Source organism: Mesorhizobium sp. USDA 4775 (assembly GCF_054062655.1).
In genome coordinates, this window is record NZ_JBSSFM010000001.1 from 4,934,832 (window position 1) to 4,956,069 (window position 21,238).

Here is a 21,238-nt window from a genome sequence, read left to right on the forward strand (position 1 = left end):
TGAGGGGCGGCGCCATGCTTTCAAGAAAGTTCCTCCGCCGCGCCGCCATAACGGCAGCTTCCTGCGCCGGCATCCTCGCGCTATCGGTCGCCACCCTGTGGGAACTCGACCGCGCCTTCCCGCCACCCTTGCCGGCTGAGCTCACGGTCTCGACCGAAGTCCAGGACCGCGATGGCCAGCTGTTGCGCGCCTTCGCCACGCCGGACGGCTACTGGCGGCTCGAAACCCGGCTCGACCAGGTCGACAAGCAGTTCGTCGACATGCTGGTCACCTATGAGGACAAGCGCTTCTGGGACCATCAGGGCGTCGACGTTCTGGCGCTTGGCCGCGCCGCCGGCCAGCTCATCACCAGCGGCCACATCGTCTCCGGCGGATCGACGCTTTCGATGCAACTCGCCCGCCTGATCGAGCCGCGCGAAAGCCGCAGCCTCGGCTCCAAGATCAAGCAGATGCTGCGCGCCATCCAGATCGAGCGGCGGCTGTCCAAGCGCGAGATCCTCGAACGCTATCTGACGCTGGCGCCCTATGGCGGCAACCTCGAAGGCGTGCGCGCCGCCTCGCTTGCCTATTTCGGCAAGGAGCCGAAGCGGCTCACCGTCTCGGAAGCAGCCCTGCTCGTCGCCTTGCCCCAATTGCCGGAAAAGCGCCGGCCTGACCGCAACCTGGCAATCGCCCACGCCGCCCGTGACCGTGTGCTGACCCGCATGGTCTCGTCGGGCCTGATCGGCGAACGCGAGGCCGCGCGCGCCGCGCTTGACGATGTGTCGGGCCTGCGCCGAACCTTGCCGGCACTTGCCCCGCACGCCGCCTATGCGATGCTGCCCAGGGCCGTCCCCGGCCAGCCGCTCAAACTCACGATCCGCAAAAGCGTCCAGGAAGGACTGGAACAGGTGGCGCGCGACGCCGCGACCAAGCTTGGACCGCGTCTGTCCGTCGCCATGGTGCTGGCCGATTCACGCACCGGCGAGATTCTCGGCGAAGTCGGCTCGGCCAATTTCTTCGATGCCAGCCGTTCCGGCTGGATCGACATGACCAAGATCGTGCGCTCGCCCGGCTCGACGCTGAAGCCGTTCATCTATGGCCTCGCCTTCGAACAGGGACTGGTGGCGCAGGAAACGCTGATCGAGGACAGCCCGGTCGATTTCGGCGGCTACCGGCCCAAGAATTTCGACATGGGTTATCAGGGCGATGTCAGCGTCCGCCAGGCGCTGCAATTGTCGCTCAACGTGCCGGCGATCCGCGTGCTCGACGCGGTCGGTCCGGCGCGGCTGACCGCGCGCTTCCGCCAAGCCGGCGTCAACCCTATCCTGCCGATCAACGAGGCGCCGGGCCTGGCCATCGGCCTCGGCGGCGTCGGCGTCACGCTGCGCGACCTGGTCCAGCTCTATACGGGGCTCGCCAATGGCGGCAAGACGCACACGCTGCATGACGGCACCGAGCCGGCCAATGCCGAGCGCACCACCGCCACCATCCTCAACGATCAGGCGAACTGGCAGATCATCGACATCTTGTCGGGGGTCAAGCCACCCGAAGGCGCCTTGCAGCGCGGCATCGCCTACAAGACCGGCACCTCCTACGGCTACCGCGACGCCTGGTCGGTCGGCTTCGACGGCCGCTATGTACTGGGTGTCTGGGTCGGGCGTCCCGATGCCAGCGCCGTGCCGGGCCTTTCCGGCTACGTCTCGGCCGCCCCCATCCTGTTCGAGGGCTTTGTCCGCTCGGGCCTTGCCACCGTGCCGCTGCCGAGCAAGCCGCCCGGCGCCTTCACCCCCAAGCGCGAGGACCTGCCGGTGACGCTTGCCCGCTTCGGCGCCGGCGCCGATGGCCTGGTGCAGGCGACGCCGACCGAGCCCGCGCCGACAATCATCTTCCCGCCGGACGGCGCCCGCGTCGACCTCGCCACGAATTCCGCCGACGCCACGCCGCTGGTGCTCAAACTGCAAGGCGGCCGTGCGCCGTTCCGCTGGCTTGCGAACGGCAAACCGCTGGTTGGCCTCGACCGCCGCCGTACCGCGACCTGGCAACCGGACGGCGCCGGCTATTCGACGCTGACCGTGATCGACGCGGCCGGGCGAGCGGCCAGCGTGAAAGTGTTCGTTGAATAGAGTGCGCCAGGCGATTCTGCGCGTTGGCTTTTACGCGCTGACGATTGTCGCTCCCGTTCTGCCGGCACTTGCCGACCCCCTGCCCGCCGGCTTCGTCCGCCTCGCCGATATCGCCCCGTCGATCCATCAGGACATCCGCTACGCCGGATCGGACAATTTCCTGCACCGCAAGGTGATCGGCTACGATGCACCTGTCTGCATTCTCACCTTGCAGGCGGCGCAAGCTCTTGCCGGCGTCCAGCAGGCCATCGCCGCGAAAGGCCTGACGCTGGTGGTCTTCGACTGCTACCGCCCTGCCCGTGCCGTCGCCGACATGGGCGACTGGACGCGACAAGGCGGGCCGCCCGATCCGCGATGGTATCCCGGGGTTCGGCGTGGCGACCTCATCGCCAAAGGTTATGTCGGCGAACTGTCGACCCATTCGCGCGGTTCGACCGTCGATGTCGCGATCGCGCGGGCCGACGGCCCATCCGTCGCCAAATCCGCTTGCGGCGCCATCGATGCCGATACGCTCGATTTCGGCAGCGGTTTCGACTGTTTCGACCCGATGAGCGAGACGGCGCATCGCCCGCTCGGCAATGAAGCGACAGCAAACCGCAGGCTGCTCGTCGAGGCCATGCGTGCCGGCAGCTTCAAGAACTACGCGCGAATGGTGGCACTGTACGCTCCGGCATGAGCCCTTTCCCACCCAGCGCTTCGATTTCCCGGTGAGCGCCGAGTGATTTGCCGGACCAGCGCGCCTTGCCTCGGCACCGCGCATCCCTAGATAGAACCTCGAATCCGCGCCGAGCGCCGGCGAGGAAAATATTTCCCCATGCGACCGAAGATCGTCGAAGATTTTCTTCAGGAGGACAAAAAAGGCAACATTCGATGCATCTAATTTCTATCAATTCGCTAGATTTGGCGCGGGTTCAACGGAGGCAGAAATGACCAAACCTCATTTCCGGAAACTGCTCGGCGCACTGGTCGCCACATCTGTCCAGTTCGGCACGCTCGGTTTCGCGTTCGCCGACACCACCATCCTGAACGTGTCCTATGATCCGACGCGTGAGCTCTACAAGGCCTATGACGAGGCCTTCGCCGCCCACTGGAAAGCCGAGACCGGCGAGACGGTAACCATCCAGCAGTCGCATGGCGGATCGGGCGCCCAGGCGCGCGCCGTGATCGACGGCCTCGACGCCGACGTAGTGACGCTGGCGCTCGAAGGCGACATCAACGCCATCGTCTCCAAATCGAAGAAGATCAATCCCGACTGGCGCAAGAAATTCGAAAACAATTCAGCGCCTTACACCTCGACCATCATCTTCCTGGTCCGCAAGGGCAATCCCAAGGGCATCCACGACTGGAGCGACTTGGTCAAGGATGGCACCCAGGTGATCACCCCCAATCCGAAGACCTCGGGTGGCGCCCGCTGGAACTATCTCGCCGCCTGGGCCTACGCCAACGCCCATGATGGCGGCGACGAAGCCAAGACCAGGGAATTCGTCGGCAAGCTTTACGCCAATGCCCCGGTTCTCGACACCGGCGCGCGCGGCTCGACCGTCACCTTCGCGCAAAAGGGCATCGGCGACGTGCTGATCGGCTGGGAAAACGACGCCTATCTGGCGCTCGACGAATTCGGTGCCGACAATTTCGAGATCGTCTATCCGCCGACATCGATCCTGGCCGAGCCGCCGGTGGCGATCGTCGATGCCAATGTCGATGCCAAGGGCACGCGCAAGGTGGCGGAAGCCTATCTCGGCTGGCTCTATTCCAAGGAAGGCCAGACGATCATCGCCAAGAACCACTATCGTCCGGCCAAGCCCGAACTGGTGGCGCCGGCGGATCTGCCCAAGACCCCCGACATCAAGCTGATCTCCATCGACGATCCGCTTTTCGGCGGCTGGAAGAAGGCGCAGCCTTATCATTTCGGCGATGGTGGTATATTCGACCAGATCTACAAGCCGGCCCAGTGAGGTTGGGCAGTGCCCGAAGAAGCCCGCGAATGGGCTTCTTTCAGCGAAAATCTGGTTGAGTAAGAAGGGACGATCCAGAACTCCATGACCACAGCACCCGCGCAGGCGGGGTGGCGATTCAGGCAGCCGAGTGTCATTCCGGGTTTCGGATTGACGCTCGGCTTCTCGCTTGCCTACCTCACCCTCATCATCCTCATTCCGCTGTCCGGGCTGATCTGGCGCTCGGCCTCGCTCGGCTGGGCTGAATTCTGGGCGATCGCCGGCGACCGCCGCACCATCAACGCGCTGGAAATCAGCTTCGGCACCGCCTTCCTCGCGGCGGCTGTCAATGTCGTCTTCGGCACGCTCGTTGCCTGGGTACTGGTGCGCTACCGCTTTCCCGGCCGCCGCATTGTCGACGCCATGGTCGACCTGCCCTTCGCCCTGCCGACCGCGGTGGCCGGCATTGCGCTCACCACGCTCTATGCGCCGAACGGCTGGATCGGCAAATTGCTGATGCCGCTCGGCATCAAGGTCGCCTATACGCCGCTCGGCATCGTCGTGGCACTGGTCTTCATCGGCCTGCCCTTCGTCGTGCGCACCGTGCAGCCGATCATGGAAGAGATCGATAAGGAGGTGGAGGAAGCCGCCGCCACGCTTGGCGCCAGCCGCTTCCAGATCATCACCCGCGTGCTATTTCCGGGCCTGGCGCCGGCCATCATCACCGGCTTCTCGCTGGCCTTCGCGCGCGGCGTCGGCGAATACGGCTCGGTCATCTTCATCGCCGGCAACCTGCCCTACAAATCCGAGATCGCACCGCTGCTGATCGTCATCCGGCTGGAGGAATATAATTACCCGGCGGCGACCGCGATCGCTGCGATCATGCTGGCCCTGTCGTTCGTCATGCTTCTGGTCGTCAATCTCGTGCAGACATGGAGCCGCAAGCGCTATGGCTGATCCCGAAATCAAATCCTACGAACCCTACCATGAGAGCCGCTCGGCGGCGGTGACCGAGAGCCGTCCGGCACAGGCCGTGCTGATGGCGATCGCTTTTATCTTCCTCGGCGTCTTCCTGCTTTTGCCGCTGATCATCGTCTTCCACGAGGCGCTGGCAAAAGGCGTCGGCGCCTATACGCAGGCATTGGGCGAGCCGGACGCACGCTCGGCCATCCATCTGACACTGCTTGTCGCCGCTATCTCGGTGCCGCTCAATGTCGTTTTCGGCATCTCCGCCGCCTGGGCGATCGCCAAGTTCGAGTTCAAGGGCAAGGCGTTTCTCACCACGCTGATCGACCTGCCCTTCTCGGTCTCGCCGGTCATCTCGGGCCTGGTCTATGTGCTGCTGTTCGGGGCGCAGGGGCTGCTCGGCGAGTGGCTGAAGGCACACGGTATCCAAATCCTGTTCGCCGTGCCCGGCATTGTGCTGGCCACCGTCTTCGTCACCTTCCCCTTCGTCGCCCGCGAACTGATCCCGCTGATGCAGGAACAGGGCAATGGCGATGAGGAAGCCGCCCTTTCGCTTGGCGCCAATGGCTGGCAGACCTTCTGGTATGTGACGCTGCCCAACGTCAAATGGGGCCTGCTCTACGGCGTGCTGCTGTGCAACGCGCGCGCCATGGGCGAATTCGGCGCGGTGTCGGTGGTGTCGGGCCATATACGCGGCCTGACCAACACCATGCCGCTGCATGTCGAAATCCTCTACAACGAGTACAATGCCGTCGGTGCCTTTGCCGTCGCTTCACTGCTTGCCGGGCTGGCGCTCGTCACGCTGGTCTTGAAAACACTGCTCGAGATGCGCTACGGCGCCGAACTCGCCGCGACGCGCGGACATTGATGCATGTCGCCCAAAAGTGGCTACCGGTTTTGGGACAACGACATGCATCCACCAAAAAAGGTTTTGTAAATGGAAGTTCGCGTTGCCAACGTGCGCAAGGAGTTCGAGCGGTTTCCAGCGCTCCATGACGTGTCGCTCGACATCAAGTCGGGCGAACTGATCGCTTTGCTGGGGCCGTCAGGCTCCGGCAAGACGACGCTGCTCAGGCTGATCGCCGGGCTGGAACGGCCGACGCGCGGCAAGATCTTCTTCGGCGACGAGGATGCTTCGCAGAAGTCGATCCAAGAGCGCAATGTCGGCTTCGTCTTCCAGCACTATGCGCTGTTCCGGCACATGACGGTGGCCGACAATATCGGCTTCGGCCTGAAGGTCCGGCACAGGGCCTCGCGGCCGCCGGCAGCAGAAATCCGCCGTCGCGCTTCCGAGCTTCTCGACCTCGTCCAGCTTTCAGGGCTGGAGAAGCGCTATCCGGCACAGCTCTCCGGCGGCCAGCGCCAGCGTGTCGCGCTGGCGCGTGCCATGGCGATCGAACCCAAGGTGCTTTTGCTCGACGAGCCGTTCGGCGCGCTCGATGCGCAGGTGCGCCGCGAGTTGCGCCGTTGGTTGCGCGAGATCCATGACCGCACCGGCCACACCACCGTCTTCGTCACCCACGACCAGGAAGAGGCGCTGGAACTTGCCGACCGCGTCGTGGTGATGAGCCAGGGCCGCATCGAGCAGGTCGGCACCGCCGACGATATCTATGACACGCCGAACTCACCCTTCGTCTACGGCTTTATCGGCGAATCGAGCTCGCTTCCCGTCAAGGTCGAGAATGGCGAGATCTGGCTCGCTGATCGCCCGATCGGGCTGTCGGCGCCGCACGCGCCCGAGGGCGAGGCGACGCTCTATTTCCGCCCGCACGACGTCGAACTGCTCGATGGCTGCAGCGGCTGCATCGCCGGCACGGTCGCCGCCAGCCGCCGCGTCGCCGGCACCCGGCGCGTCGAACTCGAGATCGGCGGCGAACGCCAGCGGGTCGAGATCGAACTGCCCGTCGGACATCCCGCGGCGCAGAAGAGCCGGGTGGCGTTCCGTCCGGGGCGTTGGAAGCTGTTTCCCGCGGCCTGATCTCCAGGCCAGCGCTACTCCAGCCAGTTCTCGACCTTCAGCTTCCGTATCCGGGTGAACTCCCCGATGTTGGCCGTCACCAGCGTGGTGCCCAACACGCAGGCGTGAGCGACAATAAAAAGGTCATTGTGGCCAATGGGTTGGCCAACAGCCTCCAGCTCGGCGCGAAGTGCGCCGTACTCGACATCCACCGGCACGTCGAGCGGCAGGACGGGGATCTCAGCCAGCAGGTCCTCGACCTTCTTGAGCAGCTTGGTCGATCCCTTCCTGAAGCAGCCATATCGCAATTCAGAGGCAACGACGATGCTGGTGCACACGGCGGCGTCTCCCTCGCGCACCATTGCATTGGCGGCCTTGCCGGCCGGGTTCCGGATCATGTCACTGATGATGTTGGTATCCAGCATGAACCGCATCAAAAAATGTCCTCGGCTTCGACAGGCGCATCGTTGATCTCCGGAAAGTCGTCCTCAGGACCAAGCGGCGCCTCTTTCGCCCATTGGGCGAGCAGCGCGGTAAGCCCAGGTTTGCGAAGCGGCTCAATGACAAGGCGGTCGCCTTCGCGGCTGATCAGAACCTTGTCGCCGGGAAGCTCGAATTCGACAGGAATGCGCACCGCCTGGCTGCGGTTGTTGCGGAACAGTTTCGCCTCCTTCGGTGGCGGCGTTGTTGTGCTGCGATGCTGGGGCATGGTCGCCTCCATTTGTATATGCCATATGTATATGCCAAAAAGCAGTAGGCAAGCAACAGAAAGACGCAGGCCGAAGCGTGTGTCGTCTGAAACAGAATTCTAAGGAACCATTGTGCTGGTCATATCTTTTCTCGCGGCAAGGTCGCGGAGCCATTACCCATGCCTCGCCCCGCCCCCTGCGCCACGGCTATGGTCAAGCCATAACGCATTGCATCCGGAGCCTTTTCATGAAGCGATTTTTCCTTGGCGTTGCCACCGTTGCCGGCCTGTTCCTCGCATCCTCCCAAGCTTGGTCGGCCGACAAGCTGCTCAACGCCTCCTATGACGTCGGCCGCGAACTGTTCGTCCAGGTCAACAAGGCCTTCGACGCCGGGCATCCGGGCGTGACAGTCGACCAGTCGCATGCCGGCACCTCGGCGCAGGCCCGCGCCATTGCCGAAGGGCTTGGCGCCGATGTCGTCACCTTCAACCAGGTCACCGATGTCGATTTCCTGGTCAAGAAAGGGCTCGTCTCCGCCGACTGGCAGAAGGACTTCCCCAACAACGCCTCGCCCTTCTATTCGCTGCCTTCATTCCTTGTGCGTGCCGGCAATCCCAAGCACATCAAGGACTGGAACGATCTGGTGCGCGACGACGTGCAGGTGATCTTCCCCAACCCGAAGACATCGGGCAATGCGCGCTACACCTATCTGGCGGCCACCGCCTACGCCAAGGAAGCCTTCAAGGGCGACGATGCCAAGGTGAAGGAGTTCATCACCAAGCTGTTCAACAATGTGCCGATCTTCGACACGGGTGGCCGCGCCGCGACCACCACCTTCGTGCAGCGCGAGATCGGCGACGTGCTGATCACCTTCGAATCCGAGACGCGCGGCATTCGCAAGGAGTATGGCGACGACAAGTTCGAGCAGGTCACGCCTTCGGTCAGCCTGCTCGCCGAATTCCCGGTGGCGATCGTCGACAAGGTCGCCGACCAGCACGGCACGCGCGAACTGGCCAAGACCTATCTCGATTTCCTCTACACGCCCGAGGGCCAGGACATCCTCGCCCAGAACGGCAACCGGGTGCGTGATGCAGCCGTCGCCGCCAAATACAAGGCCGATTTCCCGGACGTGCGCCTGCTGACGGTGGAAGACGTCTTCGGCGGCTGGGACAAGATCCAGAAAGAGCACTTTGCCGCCGGCGGCCTGCTCGACCAAGCCTATGGCAGCCGCTGACGGTTGCGGCATGGATTGAACAGATGAGGAAAGCCGGCAGTGAGCCGGCTTTCTTCGTTTTTGCCATCAGCCAGGACGAATACGGCATCATCCCGGCAAAACGTTACAAAGAATCAACGCGTTTGTGCCTAACGTGCTATTCGGCGTCTTGTTTTCGCGAAATATCATCGCACAGCGAAACCGTCATTATTTGCACACAAACAGCCGCCAGATGCGGGGTGGTTGGGGCTTCAACGGGTTGACTCGGGCATGCTGACAAAAAAAGGCAAATACGGCCTAAAGGCCCTCGTGCATCTGTCTGGCCTGCCGGCGGGCCAACTGGCCTTCGTCAACGACATTGCTGTCGCCAACAACATCCCGAAGAAATTCCTCGATGCCATTCTGGGCGAATTGCGCAATGCCGGCTTTGTCCAGAGCCGCAAGGGCAAGGAAGGTGGCTATCGCCTCGCTCGCCCGGCTTCCGAGATCAAGATCGGCCATGTCGTGCGTGTGTTGGACGGCCCGCTGGCGCCGATACCCTGCGCCAGCCGCACGCAGTACCAGCGCTGCGAGGATTGCGACGAGGCGACCTGCCAGGTCCGGCACATGATGCTGGAGGTGCGCCAGGCAATTGCCGAGGTGCTCGATAACAGAAGCCTCGCCGCCATGCGCGATGCCGATAACGACGATTTCCCGGTCGAGCTGTCCTCGCAGATTTAGTCTAGATCGACGGCTGGGGGCGGCGTTTGTCATAGCAAGGTTCCATGATCGCCCATGGCGATGCCGTGGCAGGCGACGGTACCGGCTCATGAATTGGCCAGCAGACGCATCGCGTCCGCAACGGCATCGGCGACGGGACGCGTCGCGTCGATTGTCAGCGCCCGCTCATTGCTCCCCGGCGGCTCGAGAATGGCGAACTGGCTGTCGACCAGGCTTGCCGGCATGAAATGGCCCTTGCGGCTGGCGACCCGCTGCCTTGCCGTCGCCGGATCGATCTCCAGATAGAGGAAGACGATGCCGGGGCAAAAACCGCGCAGGCGTTCGCGATAGCCGCGCTTCAGCGCCGAACAGGCCGCGACCACGCCCTGCCCTTCGCCGATCGACGCCGCGATGCGCTCGCCGATGGCGTCAAGCCAGCCCTCACGCAACTGGTCGGTAAGCGGCTCGCCACTTGCCATGCGCGCCACATTCTCCGGCGGATGCAGCCTGTCGCCTTCGATGAAGACGGCCCCGAGCGCGGCCGCCAGCGCAATGCCGACAGCCGACTTGCCGCAACCGGCGACGCCCATCACCACAATCGCCGGAGGCACCGAACCGGGAGCGCCCGCCGGCGCCTGCGCTGCTTCTTCGTCCACGGCTAGAGCATGATGCCGAAAAGTGTGAAGCGGTTTTCGGACGACATCATGCTCTATCTCCTTGATTTAGAGGCGGATTCAGATTTCAGGTCGATCCGGCCTGAAATCATCCGGCTCTAGCGGCTTGCCGGCGCGCGGCCGTAGAGCAGCAGCATGGCGACAATGACGACGCCATAGATGATCTGCCGCCCCGCCTCCGGCATCTGCATGACCGACAGGATGGATTGCAGAAGCGTGATCAGGATGACGCCGGCGACGGTGCCGAGATAGGACCCGCGCCCACCGAGGATCGAGGTACCGCCGAGCACCACCGCGGCGATCGACGGCAGCAAATATGCATCGCCCATCGACTGCGCCGCCTTCGAGGCATAACCGGCCAGCAACACGCCGCCAAAGGCCGAGAGTCCCCCGGAGACGGCGAAGGCAATCATCACCACGCGCCTTGTGTCGATGCCGGATAGATAGGCAGCGCGCTCGCGGTTGCCGATGCCGTAGACGGTGCGGCCAAAGCCGGTGCGGGTCAGCACGAAGACCATCGCCGCCCCGATCAGCGCCCAGATGATGACCGCATTGGGCACGCCTGGAACGGCAAAGCCGGTGGCGAGGTAGCGCATCGCGCCCGTGGCCGAATCCTGGGGCGAGAAACCGCCGGTATAGACCACCATCAGCCCTTGCGCGACGGCATTGGTGGCGAGTGTGATGATCATCGAGGGAATGCGCAGATAGGCGACGCCGATGCCGTTGACGACGCCGATCAGCACGCCGCAGAAGATGCCGAACGGAATGGCCAGCACCACGCCGACCGGGCCGTAGGCGGCCGCCGCGCAGGCCATCATGGCGCCCGCGGCCACCGACCACGGCACCGACAGGTCGATCTGGCCGAGCAGGATGACCAGCATCATGCCGGTGGCGATGACGCCGAGGAACGAGGCCACCTTCAACTGCTGCAGCAGATATTCAGGTGACAGGAAGCTTCGGGAATAGAGGCTGCCGAGGAACAGCAACAGCACGATGCAGGCGAATGCCGTCAGCACAGCCGGATCGGCGCGGCGGATGAATTTCGGCATGCGGCCGGCAATGCCGCCCAATGTCGTTTCGCTCACAGGAACCACTCCAGCCGGTTGCGGACCCGAAACAGGGCGAAGGCGCCGAGGCTGACCGCGATCAGCAGGATAACCCCCTGGAACAGCGGCTGCCAGAGCGGATCGAAATCGAACACGAACAACAGATCGCCGATGGTGCGGAAGGCCAGCGCGCCGAAGATGGCGCCGATGGCGCTGCCCTTGCCGCCGAACAGCGAGACACCGCCCAGCACCACGGCGGCGATCGAGAACAGCGTGTAGGCGTTGCCGCTGGCATAGGCAGCGTCGCCCGTATAGGTGAAGAAGGTCAGGAACAGCCCGCCGATCGCGGCCAGCAGCCCGGCCAGCGTGTAGGCGGCGAACTTGCCGCGCCTGATCGGAACGCCCGACATATAGGCCGCCGTCTCCGACGATCCCGCCGCATAGGCAGCACGGCCAAGCACCGAGCGGCTGAACGGCACCCAGATCAACAACACGATGGCGAACAGCACGACGAGGCTCGCCGGCACCACATCGAAGACGCGTCCGGTCATCGCGTCGGCCAGGTCCTCATTGACCGAGCCGCCTGGAAAGGGCCGCAGCAGAAGGCCGATGCCGTAAAAGACGGCGCCGGTGGCGATGGTGGCGACGATCGGCTGCAGCCGGCCGTAGATGACGATGGCGCCGTTGATGGCGCCGCACAGAAGACCGACCGCCAGCACGGCGATGACGCCGAGCGTCGTCTGCATGGGCGTGCCCACCACCAGCCAGGAGGCCAGGCAGTTGGTAAGCAGAAAAATCATGCCGACGGACAGGTCGATGCCGGCGGTGATCACCACCAGCGTCTGCGCCATGGCGACGAAGGCGAGCAGCACACCCTTGTTCGCCGCCGTCTGCACCACATTGGCAGTGAAGCCGGCCGGATGGTTCGAGGTGTAGATGATGAACATGACGATGAAGATGCCGAGCGCCAGCAGCGTTCCGCGCTGCTCTGCCAGCCAGTAGCGCCAATCTTTCACGCACTTGCTCCCAGGCCCACCGGGCTCTCCTCGCCATGGATGTTGAGCGCGCTCGCTATCAGCGCTCGCTCGGTGATCTCGGCGCCGACCAGTTCGCGCTTGACCGCGCCGTCGTAGAGCACCAGCACGCGGTCGCAGCAGCCGATCAGCTCGTCATAGTCGGTCGAATAGAACAGGATCGCGGCCCCGGCGTCCGCCAGCTTGCGCATCAGCTGATAGAGCTCCTGCTTGGTGCCGACATCGATGCCCCGCGTCGGGTCGTTGAGCAGGATGATGCGCGGCTGGCGCATCAGCCATTTGGCGATGACCACCTTCTGCTGGTTGCCGCCCGACAGCGCGCCGACCGGAATATCGAGGCCCGCCGTCTTGATCGCGAGCAGGCCGACCATATCGTCGATCAGCCGCTGCTCGGCGGCGCGGTCGATGATGCCGCCCTTGGACAAGCGATCGAGCGCGGCGAAGGACAGATTCTCGCGCACCGTCATCGGCAGCATCAAGCCTTCGGTCTTGCGGTCCTCGGGGATCAGCGCCATGCCGATGCCGTCCTCGCGGGCCGCCGCGGGACTGCCGATCGCCACCGGCTTGCCGTCGATCAGCACCTCGCCGGAAAGGCCGCGCAGCACGCCGAAGAAGGCAAGCAGCAATTCGCGCTGGCCCTGGCCGTCGAGACCGCCGAGGCCGACCACCTCGCCTGCCCTGACGGTCAGCGAGATGTCGTGCAGCCGGTCGGCCCAGGAAAGCTTGCGGGCTTCAAGCCTGGGTGCGGCTGTAGCTGGCACGGTCGCCGGTTTGGGCGGGAAGATGTGACTGTATTCGCGGCCGATCATCAATTCGACCACCTCATTGTCGCTCTTCGAGCCGGCCTTGTAGCTGGCGACATTGCGGCCATTGCGGAACACCGTGCACTGATCGGCAAGTTCGGCGATCTCGTTCATGCGGTGCGAGATATAGAGCAACGCCAGCCCTTCCGAGCGCAGCCGTTTCAGGACGCCAAAAATCTTCGAGACATCCGCCGCCGTGAGCGCCGATGTCGCCTCGTCGAGGATGAGAATGCGTGGCTTTCTGGCCAGCGCCTTGGCGATCTCGACCATCTGCCTTCTTGAAAGGGGAAGGTCCTTGACCAGCGCCAGCGGATGGATGTCGGCCGCGCCAGCGCGCGCAAGGGCTTCCTCTGCGACGCGACGTTGCGCCTTGCGGTCGATCATGCCGAAGCGTTTGGGCGGATCGGAAATGACGATGTTGTCGGCGACGCTGAGATCTGGAACCAGCGACAGCTCCTGGAAGATGCAGACGATGCCTGCCTGGTTGGCGGCGGCTGGCGACAGGAAGGTCACCTCACGGCCATCCAGCGTCATGCGGCCCTCATCGGGCGCCACGACACCAGCCATGACCTTGATCAACGTCGACTTGCCGGCGCCGTTTTCGCCAAGGATGGCGTGGATGCTGCCGGATGTGACGACAAGCTCCGCCTTTTCCAGAGCTCGCACGCCACCATAGCGCTTGGATATGCCTTCCATCTGGAAGAGCGGAACCGCACTGTCCATCGGCCCTCCCCGGGGCGCTTTGAGCGTATCAATTGACCGGCGCCGCGGGAGATCCCACGGCGCCGGGAGTGCAGCCTACTGGTCCGCCTTGGTCTGCCCCATGATTTCCTGTGCGGTGAAATTGATGCCGCAGGTCGGGAAGGAATTGCCGACGAAGAAATTGTCGGACTGGTCGGGGAAGAAATCCTGACCAGCCTTGAAGTTTGGATCCTCGACGATGGCAAGCGGCAGCTTGACCGATTGCGGGACGACATTGCCTTCAAGCGCTGCGATCGCCGTCTTGATGGCAACCGCCACCTGCGCCGGACCGGTACCGGCTGACGAGCACTTCAACCCGTCGGCCGCGTGGGCCGCGCAGAATTTGCGGAAGCCGTTCTCGGTCTCGCCGCCGAACGGCACGAAGGGATGCTTGGCATCGATCATCGCCTGCACGATACCGGTGTCGCCGCCCTGTCCGGTGACGCCGTCGAAGGGGCCGTTGGTGGCGATCGCGTCGGCCGAAGCCTTTTGCGCAACGCCGTCATCCCACTTGCCGACGACCTCGGTGACGGCCCATTTCTTTCCGGAGGCATCGAGAACCTCGTGGATGCCATTGTGGCGGTCAGTGTCCACCGACGTGCCGGCAACGCCGCGCACCTCGAGCACCTTGCCGCCATTAGGCACATGGGAGACCAGCCATTTGCCCCACAACTCTCCAAGACCCTTCTGGTCGACATTGACGTTGATGGCGTCCTTGGTGTCGAGAATGTTGTCGAAGGCAACCAGCACGACGCCGGCTTCCTTGGCGCGCTTGATCACTGGCCCGAATGCGGTCGGGTTCTGCGCGTTGACGACGATCGCGTCATAACCGGAATCGATGAAGTTGTTGATCGCCGAAATCTGCGCCGGCACATCTTCGCCGGTCGAGACGACCTTGAATTCCTTCAGCTTCGCGGCGACGTCCTTCTGTGCCGCATAGGCCTTCGCGGTCTGCACCATCTGGATGCGCCACGTGTTGGCGATATAGCCGTTGGCGAGCGCGATGCGGTACGGCCCGGCCTTCTTGGGGAACTTGAAGAATTGCGTGTCGGCGGCCCAGGGCGCGAAACAGTCAGGCTCGGCAGCCGGACCTTTGACGATTTCGGGACCCGCGGCAATCGCCGACGAGCTCAACATAACGAATGCACTGGCGGCAACGATGCCACCGACAAGTGACTTGATCATCGATAATCCTCCCGATTGCAGTTCTGATTTGTTTGCTTCAGTTTTATGCAATTCCCGCGTTTCCGGCAGGCCCTCCCGCCTTGCCCAGTCACGCCTGCCAGGTGCCAACGACCTTCGCGCCACCTCCCCTTTGCCGTCCTCGTCGACCGAAGAAAAACTATCATATTATACATAATAAACAAGCATGAGCTGTTGCTTATGTATAATAAACAAACCCAGCACTTCAGAGGCGAGGCTCGTTCAGAAAAATGGTAGCGCTACCATAACGTTGTGTAAAGCACCATTTGAGCGTCTTCTAGAAAGCGGGTTCAGCGGGCTGTACTCTCGCGGCGCTTGAGCTCGAAGCCGAGATCGACGACCCGCTCCTGCGGCCGGTCACCGGCGATCGCCGCCAGTGCCATGGCCACGGCACGCCTGCCGATTTCGTAGCGGTAGGTGCGGATGCTGGTGATCGAGGGAAACGCCACCTGCATCATGTCGAGATCGTTGAAACCGACGATGCCGATGGTCTTGGGCACATCGATCGCGGCGCGGTGGCATTCGAACAGCACACCGAGCGCGATGTCGTCATTGTTGCAGAACACGCCGTCGAGCGTCGGCATCTTGGCCAGGGCGTCGCGGAACAGTTCTCGCCCAAGCGGCACGCTAGACAGCACGGGCGTGGTGGTGACCAGGCGCGGATCAAACAGCCCGGCCTTCTCCATCGCCGCGCGATAGCCGGCGAGGCGCCGCTGCGAGCGCGGGTCCATGCGCGCGCCGATGAAGCCGATGCGGCGATACCCTGCCTCGATCAGGTGCTCGGTCGCCGTCCTGCCGCCGTCGAAATGCGAGAAGCCGACCATCATGTCGACGGGATCGGGCCCGGTCTCCATCACCTGCACCACGGGGCAGCCGGCATTTTCGAGCAGTTTTCGCGAGGTAGGCGTCTGGTCGATGCCGGCGACGATCAGCGCTGCCGGCCGCTGCGAGCCGAACAGCTGCAAGAGCCGCTCCTCCTCGAGCCCGGAATAGTGCGTGTTGCCAAGCTGGATGCGGAAAGGGCTGTCCGACAGGCTGTCATAGATGCCGCGCACCACCTCGGCGAAGACGTTGTTGGTGAGCGATGGCACCAGCACGCCGAACACCTCGGCGCGCGCCGAGGCCAGCGCGCGCGCATTGGGGTCCGGCACATAGCCGAGCTCGTCGACGGCGGCCTGGATCTGACGGCGCAATTCTTCCGAGACGCGCTCCGGCTCGCGCAGCGCCCGCGACACGGTGATGGCGCCGACGCCGGCCTTGCGCGCGACATCCGCTATGGTCGGGCGGCCGCCGCCGCGGCGCGAGCGCGGCTTGATCAAGGCCGAGGTCCGCTTGCACACATCCGCAGTACGATCATCTCAGCTGTCGCCATCTCACCGGCCTATCGCCGCAACCCTTGATCTCTGGGGTCGCGCAGTGCCTGCCTATTGTCAAGCCGAGGCGCGCCTCAGGCTGCCATGACGGCCCTTTGCCTTGCCTTCCACATGAACAGCCCGATCGCCACTATGTTCAGCAAATTCCAGGCGATGCCATTGAGGAAGGCTACGGCGTAGGATCCGGTCAGGTCGTAGATCCAGCCCGACATCCAGCCGCCGATCGCCATGCCGAAGATCGTCGCCATCATGACGATGCCGATACGCTGGCCGGCCTCCTTGGCCGGCAGGTATTCGCGCACGATGATCGCATAGCAGGGCACGATGCCGCCTTGCGACAGGCCGAACACCAGCGACACGACGTAGAGCGAGGCGAGCCCGTCGAACGGAATGTAAAACAGCAGCGACAGGCATTGCAGCACCGAGCCGATGACCAGGGTCTTTGCGCCGCCGATGCGATCGGCGATGAAGCCCGAAGCGAGCCGGCTGACGACGCCCGCCGCCATCATGATCGACAGCATGTCGGCGCCATGCGCAATGCCGTAGCCAAGATCCATGCAATAGGCGACGATATGCACCTGCGGCATCGACATCGCCACGCAGCAGCCAAGGCCGGCGACAACCAGCAGCGCCTGCAGCGCCGCCGGCGACATGGGAATCGGCTGCACAGACCGGCTTCCCGGTGAGCCGGCGGCGGTAGCCTCAGGAGCGCCGCGCCGCAGCATCAGCACCAACGGCACCATGGTGACCAGGCAGAAGATGCCGATCGCGGCATAGGTGTAGCGCCAGCCTTCCGCCTTGATCAGCGTCGGCATGATGGTCGGCCAGAGCGTTCCGGCGAGGTAATTACCGGCCGCCGCCGCCGTGACGGCGACGCCGCGCCGGCGGTTGAACCAGTGCGAGATGTCGGCGATCAGCGGCCCGAAGATCACCGACGTGCCGACACCGATAAGCAACCCTTGCGCAAGGGTGAATTGCAGGATCGAGGTCGAAAGTGCGGCAAGCAGCAGGCCGGCCGAGAGTGCCACGGAGGAAATCAGCGCCGGGATCCAATACCCCATGCGATCGATGGCGCGGCCGACCAACACATTGCCGGCGGCGAAGCCCACCATGGTCGCGGTGTAGGGCATGGATGCCGCGGCGCGGTCGACGCCGAACTCCGCCTGCACCGCGGGCAGCACCACGACGACAGCCCACATGCCGACCCCACCGATCGTCGCCAACACCATCGATATGGCCAGGCGCACCCAGGCGTAGGAACTGTCTATGCCGGGGCTCGGCCGGTTCAGGTCGGTTCGGGTCAATGGCGTTTCCTGTCGGCGGTCTCGAAAACCGGCCACCGTTTGCGCCACTATCGGCGCATTCTCTGCGTGCAGCAGCGCCAGAACCGGCAAATCCGTGGCTCCAGAGCGGACAGAAGGCGGGAACCGACGCCAATGTCTGGAGTTTTCCGACCATCAAACCGCAAAGGAGTGCCAGCCATGACCGCTGCCAGGCAGAAATGGTCGGCCGAGGTGACCGAGCACAGCAACGCTATGGATCTCGAGGATCACATCTTCGAGTCCGACGATGCCAGGAAGATCGCCGCCTCGCTCAAACGGTCGGCCGAACACAGCCACCGCCGCAAGGCCGAACCTTTTCAATCCGCCATGTCGATGCTGAATTTCTATATCAACCGCGCCGGCAAGAACCTGCCCGCCACGCGCAGGCGAGTGCTCGAGCACGCCAAGGACGAACTGCGCGTGGCCTTCGGCCGCGAGAAGGAAGGTTAGCTCCAGCCTCGGGTGTATTGAGATTCAGGTCAGGCCGAGCCGAGAATGGTGGTTTTCGAGAACCGGCGCGCAGCGTACGTTTGGGTACGTGAGCACCGGAAGCGCAGAAAACTGCCGTTCGCAGGCCGGCATCACCTGAATATCAACACACCCTAGCGCGACTTGATCACGTGATCGGTGTTGGCGAGCAACTTGCGCACCGCGGCGCGCGCTGCGTCCGGGCGTTGCAGCCGGATGTTCTTCTCGATCGCCTCATGCAGCTTCTGCACGTGATTGAGATCGTCGACCGCCCGTGTCGTAAAGGTGAAGAGATGGTCGAACGCGGATTCGATCAGTACTCCGAGCGGCACCAGAAGATCATTGCCGGATGCGCGCAGGATGGCCAGGTGGAAGCGTGTGTCGGCGCGCGTGCGTTCCTGCAGGCTGGCCGCCTCCCCCATCTCGCGGCAGGCCTGGCTGATCTCGGCCATCTGCTCGTCGGTCCGCCGCATGGCGGCGAAGGCGGTGGCTTCCGGCTCGATGATGTGGCGGAATTCCTGCACCGTCTTCAGAAACACCTCGCGGTCGGGCGAGGTCGCGTACCAGGCGAGCACGTCACGGTCGAGCAGGTTCCAGCGTTCCCTGGGCTCGACCCAGCTGCCGATCTTGGGGCGTGAAGCAAGCAAGCTCTTGGCCATCAGCATCTTGATCGCCTCGCGCACCGCCGAGCGGCTGACGCTGAAGGTTTCCGACCATTTCGCCTCATTAGGCAGGATGGTGCCGGGCGGATAATCGCCGCGCACGATCCGCAGGCCAATTTCGCTGGCCAGCGACGTGTGCACGCTGGCGCCGGGAATGCGTGCCGCGTCGGGCCGGCGAACACCGGAGGGGCGTTCGGCGGATGCCGGCTTTTTCGGCGATTTTTCCTTGTTCGGCTTTGCGTCCCGCATGGACTTCAGAAAGGCCGGTTTGCGGAAGCTGTCAAGCACCACCGGGCGGTTGGGCCGCAAAGCGCGCCGCTATGCACAGCCCAACCCCGTTTTGCCTGCTTGCTCAGGCGGTTTTGACGTATTTGCGCCAGCTATGCTCCGGACGGAAGCCCAGCATATCGCGCGCCTTGCGGTTCGACAGCAGCGTCTCGTACTCACCGAGTTCGGCCTTGACCGGCACGTTGGGATAGAATCGCTTCAGGAGTTCGGCCGTCGGCAGGTCGGACGAGGTGTCGTCATTGGCGGCGTTGAACACCTGGTAGCCGAGCCCGTCCTTTTCGATGGCGCGCAGCGTGATCTGGCCGAGATCGCGCGCGTCGACATAGCTCCAGGCGATGCGCTTGCGGAAACCGGGATCGGCGAACCATTTCGGGAACAGCGAATATTCATGCGGCTCGATGACATTGCCGATGCGCAAGGCATAGATGTCGGTGCCGTTGCGCTGCGCGAAGGCACGCGCGGTCTTTTCGTTGACGATCTTGGACAGCGCATAACTGTCCATCGGGTCGACGTCATACTCCTCGTCGAGCGGGAAATATTTGGGGTCGCGCGGCTCGTTGGCGAACACCAGGCCGTAGGTCGTCTCCGAGGAGGCGACGATAACCTTGCGGATGCCGAGCTTCACCGCGGCCTCGATGACATTGTAGGTGCCCATCGCATTGATGCGGAACACTTCATTGTCCGGCGTGATCATGATGCGCGGGATGGCAGCGAAATGCACCACCGCATCCACCGGCTGCGGGCGCAGCGAGGGGTCGAATTCGTGCAGGCCCATATAACTCGACAGCGCGTTGAACACCTGCCCGCCATCGGTGATGTCGGTGATCAGCGTGCGCACCTTGGGATTGTCGAGCGGCTTGGTGTCGATGTTGAGCACCTGGCAGCCCTGTTCGACAAGATATTGCACGACATGGCGCCCAGCCTTGCCGCTGCCGCCGGTGAACATGATCCGCTTCGTCATTCTGGTCTCCATGACAGGCTCTGGAATTACCGTCTATTGTCAGACAATATTGCTTTCTGCAACCGCATATGGCTAAAACAGCGGCGCAATTATCGATAATCCGGGATAGGACGACGACATGAACACCACCACCGCGCGCGAAAAGATCGGCTTCATCGGCCTTGGACTGATGGGGCACGGCATTGCCAAGAATATCGTCGACAAGGGCTATCCCCTGACATTCCTTGGCCGCAAGAACCGCAAACCCGCGGAGGACCTCCTCGGCCGCGGCGCCAAGGAGGCGTCGACCTCGCGCGATGTCGCGGCAGCGTCCGATATCGTCTTCATCTGCGTCACCGGTTCGCGCGAAGTGGAAGCCATCATCCGCGGCCCCGGCGGCCTCAAGGAAGGCTTGAAGAAAGGCTCGGTCGTCGTCGATTGTTCGACCTCGGACCCGGTCTCGACCATGGCGCTTGCGGCCGAACTCAAGGCGCTTGATATCGACTATGTCGACGCGCCGCTGAGCCGCACGCCGAAGGAAGCCTGGGAAGGCACGCTCGACGCCATGGTCGGCGCACCCGACGCCGTCTTTGCCAGGGTCAAGCCGGTGATCGAGACCTGGGCCGGCCGCATCGTCCACATTGGCGACACCGGCGATGGCCACCGCATGAAGCTGCTCAACAATTTCATTTCGCTGGGCTACGCCGCCATCTATTCCGAGGCGCTGGCCCTGGCCGAAAAGGTCGGCATCTCACCGCCGCGTTTCGACAGCGTCATCCGCAACGGGCGCATGGATTGCGGCTTCTACCAGACCTTCATGCGCTGGACGTTGGAAGGCGACCGCGACGCCCACAAATTCACCATCGCCAACGCCTTCAAGGACCTGACCTATCTGGAATCGATGGCGGGTGCCGCCGGCATCGCCAACCCGCTCGGCAACGCCACCAAGAACTCCTTCGCCGGCGCCCATGCCACCGGCCCGGCCGAGCAGTTCGTGCCGATGCTGGCGACGCATATCGGCAAGGTCAACGGCGTCGACCTGATGCCTACCAAGGATGGTAAGAAGCAGACGATTTAAGGCTCTAACTCTTTGTTTTGACGCAACTCCCTAGGGAGAGCGC

General features: G+C 63.6%; 21 protein-coding genes. 10 read left to right on the forward strand and 11 right to left on the reverse strand.

Annotated elements, in window-relative coordinates; genetic code table 11:
- Positions 1–14 precede the first annotated feature (14 nt).
- The 6 genes from pbpC (at position 15) to ACVILI_RS24100 (ending at position 6,983) form a co-directional block, all read left to right on the forward strand.
- Positions 15–2,105: a penicillin-binding protein 1C gene (gene pbpC / locus ACVILI_RS24075; RefSeq protein WP_019859190.1), complete on the forward strand. Its 2,091-nt coding sequence runs from the start codon at positions 15–17 to the stop codon at positions 2,103–2,105.
- 1 nt (position 2,106) lies between these two features.
- Positions 2,107–2,781: a M15 family metallopeptidase gene (locus ACVILI_RS24080; protein WP_240564751.1), complete on the forward strand. Its 675-nt coding sequence runs from the start codon at positions 2,107–2,109 to the stop codon at positions 2,779–2,781.
- Between the two features lie 250 nt (positions 2,782–3,031).
- The gene (locus ACVILI_RS24085) at positions 3,032–4,060 is read left to right on the forward strand and encodes a sulfate ABC transporter substrate-binding protein (protein WP_019859193.1); all 1,029 of its coding nucleotides are present in this window, start codon (positions 3,032–3,034) and stop codon (positions 4,058–4,060) included.
- 84 nt (positions 4,061–4,144) lie between these two features.
- Positions 4,145–4,996, forward strand: coding sequence for a sulfate ABC transporter permease subunit CysT (gene cysT, locus ACVILI_RS24090; protein ID WP_038647822.1), 852 nt, complete (start codon positions 4,145–4,147; stop codon positions 4,994–4,996).
- Entirely contained in the window at positions 4,989–5,873 is an 885-nt protein-coding gene (gene cysW / locus ACVILI_RS24095) for a sulfate ABC transporter permease subunit CysW (RefSeq protein ID WP_038647824.1), read from the forward strand. The genes cysT and cysW overlap by 8 nt, the downstream gene beginning before the upstream one ends.
- 69 nt (positions 5,874–5,942) lie before the next feature.
- The gene (locus ACVILI_RS24100) at positions 5,943–6,983 is read left to right on the forward strand and encodes a sulfate/molybdate ABC transporter ATP-binding protein (protein WP_038647826.1); all 1,041 of its coding nucleotides are present in this window, start codon (positions 5,943–5,945) and stop codon (positions 6,981–6,983) included.
- 14 nt (positions 6,984–6,997) lie between these two features.
- Here the strand turns inward: ACVILI_RS24100 and ACVILI_RS24105 are convergent, their stop codons facing one another.
- Together ACVILI_RS24105 and ACVILI_RS24110 are read right to left on the reverse strand one after the other, a co-directional pair.
- Positions 6,998–7,396: a type II toxin-antitoxin system VapC family toxin gene (locus ACVILI_RS24105; protein ID WP_038647828.1), complete on the reverse strand. Its 399-nt coding sequence runs from the start codon at positions 7,394–7,396 to the stop codon at positions 6,998–7,000.
- Positions 7,396–7,671 (reverse strand): AbrB/MazE/SpoVT family DNA-binding domain-containing protein, encoded by a 276-nt coding sequence (locus ACVILI_RS24110; RefSeq protein WP_027047038.1) that lies wholly within the window; start codon positions 7,669–7,671, stop codon positions 7,396–7,398. The genes ACVILI_RS24105 and ACVILI_RS24110 overlap by 1 nt, the downstream gene beginning before the upstream one ends.
- A 227-nt stretch (positions 7,672–7,898) precedes the next feature.
- On the opposite strand from ACVILI_RS24110, the gene ACVILI_RS24115 reads away from it, so the two are divergent.
- Complete coding sequence (locus ACVILI_RS24115) at positions 7,899–8,885, forward strand: sulfate ABC transporter substrate-binding protein (protein ID WP_038647830.1); 987 nt, start codon at positions 7,899–7,901, stop codon at positions 8,883–8,885.
- 249 nt (positions 8,886–9,134) lie between these two features.
- Positions 9,135–9,584, forward strand: coding sequence for an RrF2 family transcriptional regulator (locus ACVILI_RS24120; protein ID WP_019859201.1), 450 nt, complete (start codon positions 9,135–9,137; stop codon positions 9,582–9,584).
- A gap of 86 nt (positions 9,585–9,670) precedes the next feature.
- Here ACVILI_RS24120 and ACVILI_RS24125 read toward each other — a convergent pair whose 3' ends face one another.
- The 7 genes from ACVILI_RS24125 to ACVILI_RS24155 form a co-directional block, all read right to left on the reverse strand.
- Positions 9,671–10,219, reverse strand: a complete 549-nt coding sequence (locus ACVILI_RS24125; protein WP_038647832.1) for a gluconokinase — start codon at positions 10,217–10,219, stop codon at positions 9,671–9,673.
- A gap of 116 nt (positions 10,220–10,335) precedes the next feature.
- Positions 10,336–11,322 carry an ABC transporter permease gene (locus tag ACVILI_RS24130; protein WP_019859204.1) on the reverse strand — a complete coding sequence of 329 codons (987 nt, stop codon included), beginning with the start codon at positions 11,320–11,322 and terminating at the stop codon, positions 10,336–10,338.
- The gene (locus tag ACVILI_RS24135) at positions 11,319–12,299 is read right to left on the reverse strand and encodes an ABC transporter permease (RefSeq protein WP_019859206.1); all 981 of its coding nucleotides are present in this window, start codon (positions 12,297–12,299) and stop codon (positions 11,319–11,321) included. The genes ACVILI_RS24130 and ACVILI_RS24135 overlap by 4 nt, the downstream gene beginning before the upstream one ends.
- Positions 12,296–13,843, reverse strand: coding sequence for a sugar ABC transporter ATP-binding protein (locus ACVILI_RS24140; RefSeq protein WP_038647834.1), 1,548 nt, complete (start codon positions 13,841–13,843; stop codon positions 12,296–12,298). The genes ACVILI_RS24135 and ACVILI_RS24140 overlap by 4 nt, the downstream gene beginning before the upstream one ends.
- A gap of 75 nt (positions 13,844–13,918) precedes the next feature.
- On the reverse strand, positions 13,919–15,046 hold the full coding sequence (locus ACVILI_RS24145) for a sugar ABC transporter substrate-binding protein (protein WP_019859208.1): 1,128 nt from the start codon (positions 15,044–15,046) through the stop codon (positions 13,919–13,921).
- A 308-nt stretch (positions 15,047–15,354) separates the two neighbouring features.
- Positions 15,355–16,383 carry an HTH-type transcriptional regulator GntR gene (gene gntR, locus ACVILI_RS24150; RefSeq protein WP_027047039.1) on the reverse strand — a complete coding sequence of 343 codons (1,029 nt, stop codon included), beginning with the start codon at positions 16,381–16,383 and terminating at the stop codon, positions 15,355–15,357.
- Positions 16,384–16,511: 128 nt separating this feature from the next.
- Positions 16,512–17,741 carry an MFS transporter gene (locus tag ACVILI_RS24155; RefSeq protein WP_240564748.1) on the reverse strand — a complete coding sequence of 410 codons (1,230 nt, stop codon included), beginning with the start codon at positions 17,739–17,741 and terminating at the stop codon, positions 16,512–16,514.
- Between the two features lie 177 nt (positions 17,742–17,918).
- Between ACVILI_RS24155 and ACVILI_RS24160 the strand changes: the two genes are divergently transcribed.
- The gene (locus ACVILI_RS24160) at positions 17,919–18,209 is read left to right on the forward strand and encodes a DUF3175 domain-containing protein (protein WP_038647836.1); all 291 of its coding nucleotides are present in this window, start codon (positions 17,919–17,921) and stop codon (positions 18,207–18,209) included.
- 152 nt (positions 18,210–18,361) lie between these two features.
- Here ACVILI_RS24160 and ACVILI_RS24165 read toward each other — a convergent pair whose 3' ends face one another.
- Positions 18,362–19,138, reverse strand: coding sequence for a FadR/GntR family transcriptional regulator (locus tag ACVILI_RS24165; RefSeq protein ID WP_027047041.1), 777 nt, complete (start codon positions 19,136–19,138; stop codon positions 18,362–18,364).
- 103 nt (positions 19,139–19,241) lie between these two features.
- Positions 19,242–20,138 (reverse strand): NAD-dependent epimerase/dehydratase family protein, encoded by an 897-nt coding sequence (locus ACVILI_RS24170; RefSeq protein WP_202359630.1) that lies wholly within the window; start codon positions 20,136–20,138, stop codon positions 19,242–19,244.
- A gap of 118 nt (positions 20,139–20,256) precedes the next feature.
- Between ACVILI_RS24170 and ACVILI_RS24175 the strand changes: the two genes are divergently transcribed.
- Positions 20,257–21,195 carry an NAD(P)-dependent oxidoreductase gene (locus tag ACVILI_RS24175; RefSeq protein WP_019859215.1) on the forward strand — a complete coding sequence of 313 codons (939 nt, stop codon included), beginning with the start codon at positions 20,257–20,259 and terminating at the stop codon, positions 21,193–21,195.
- Positions 21,196–21,238: the final 43 nt, after the last annotated feature.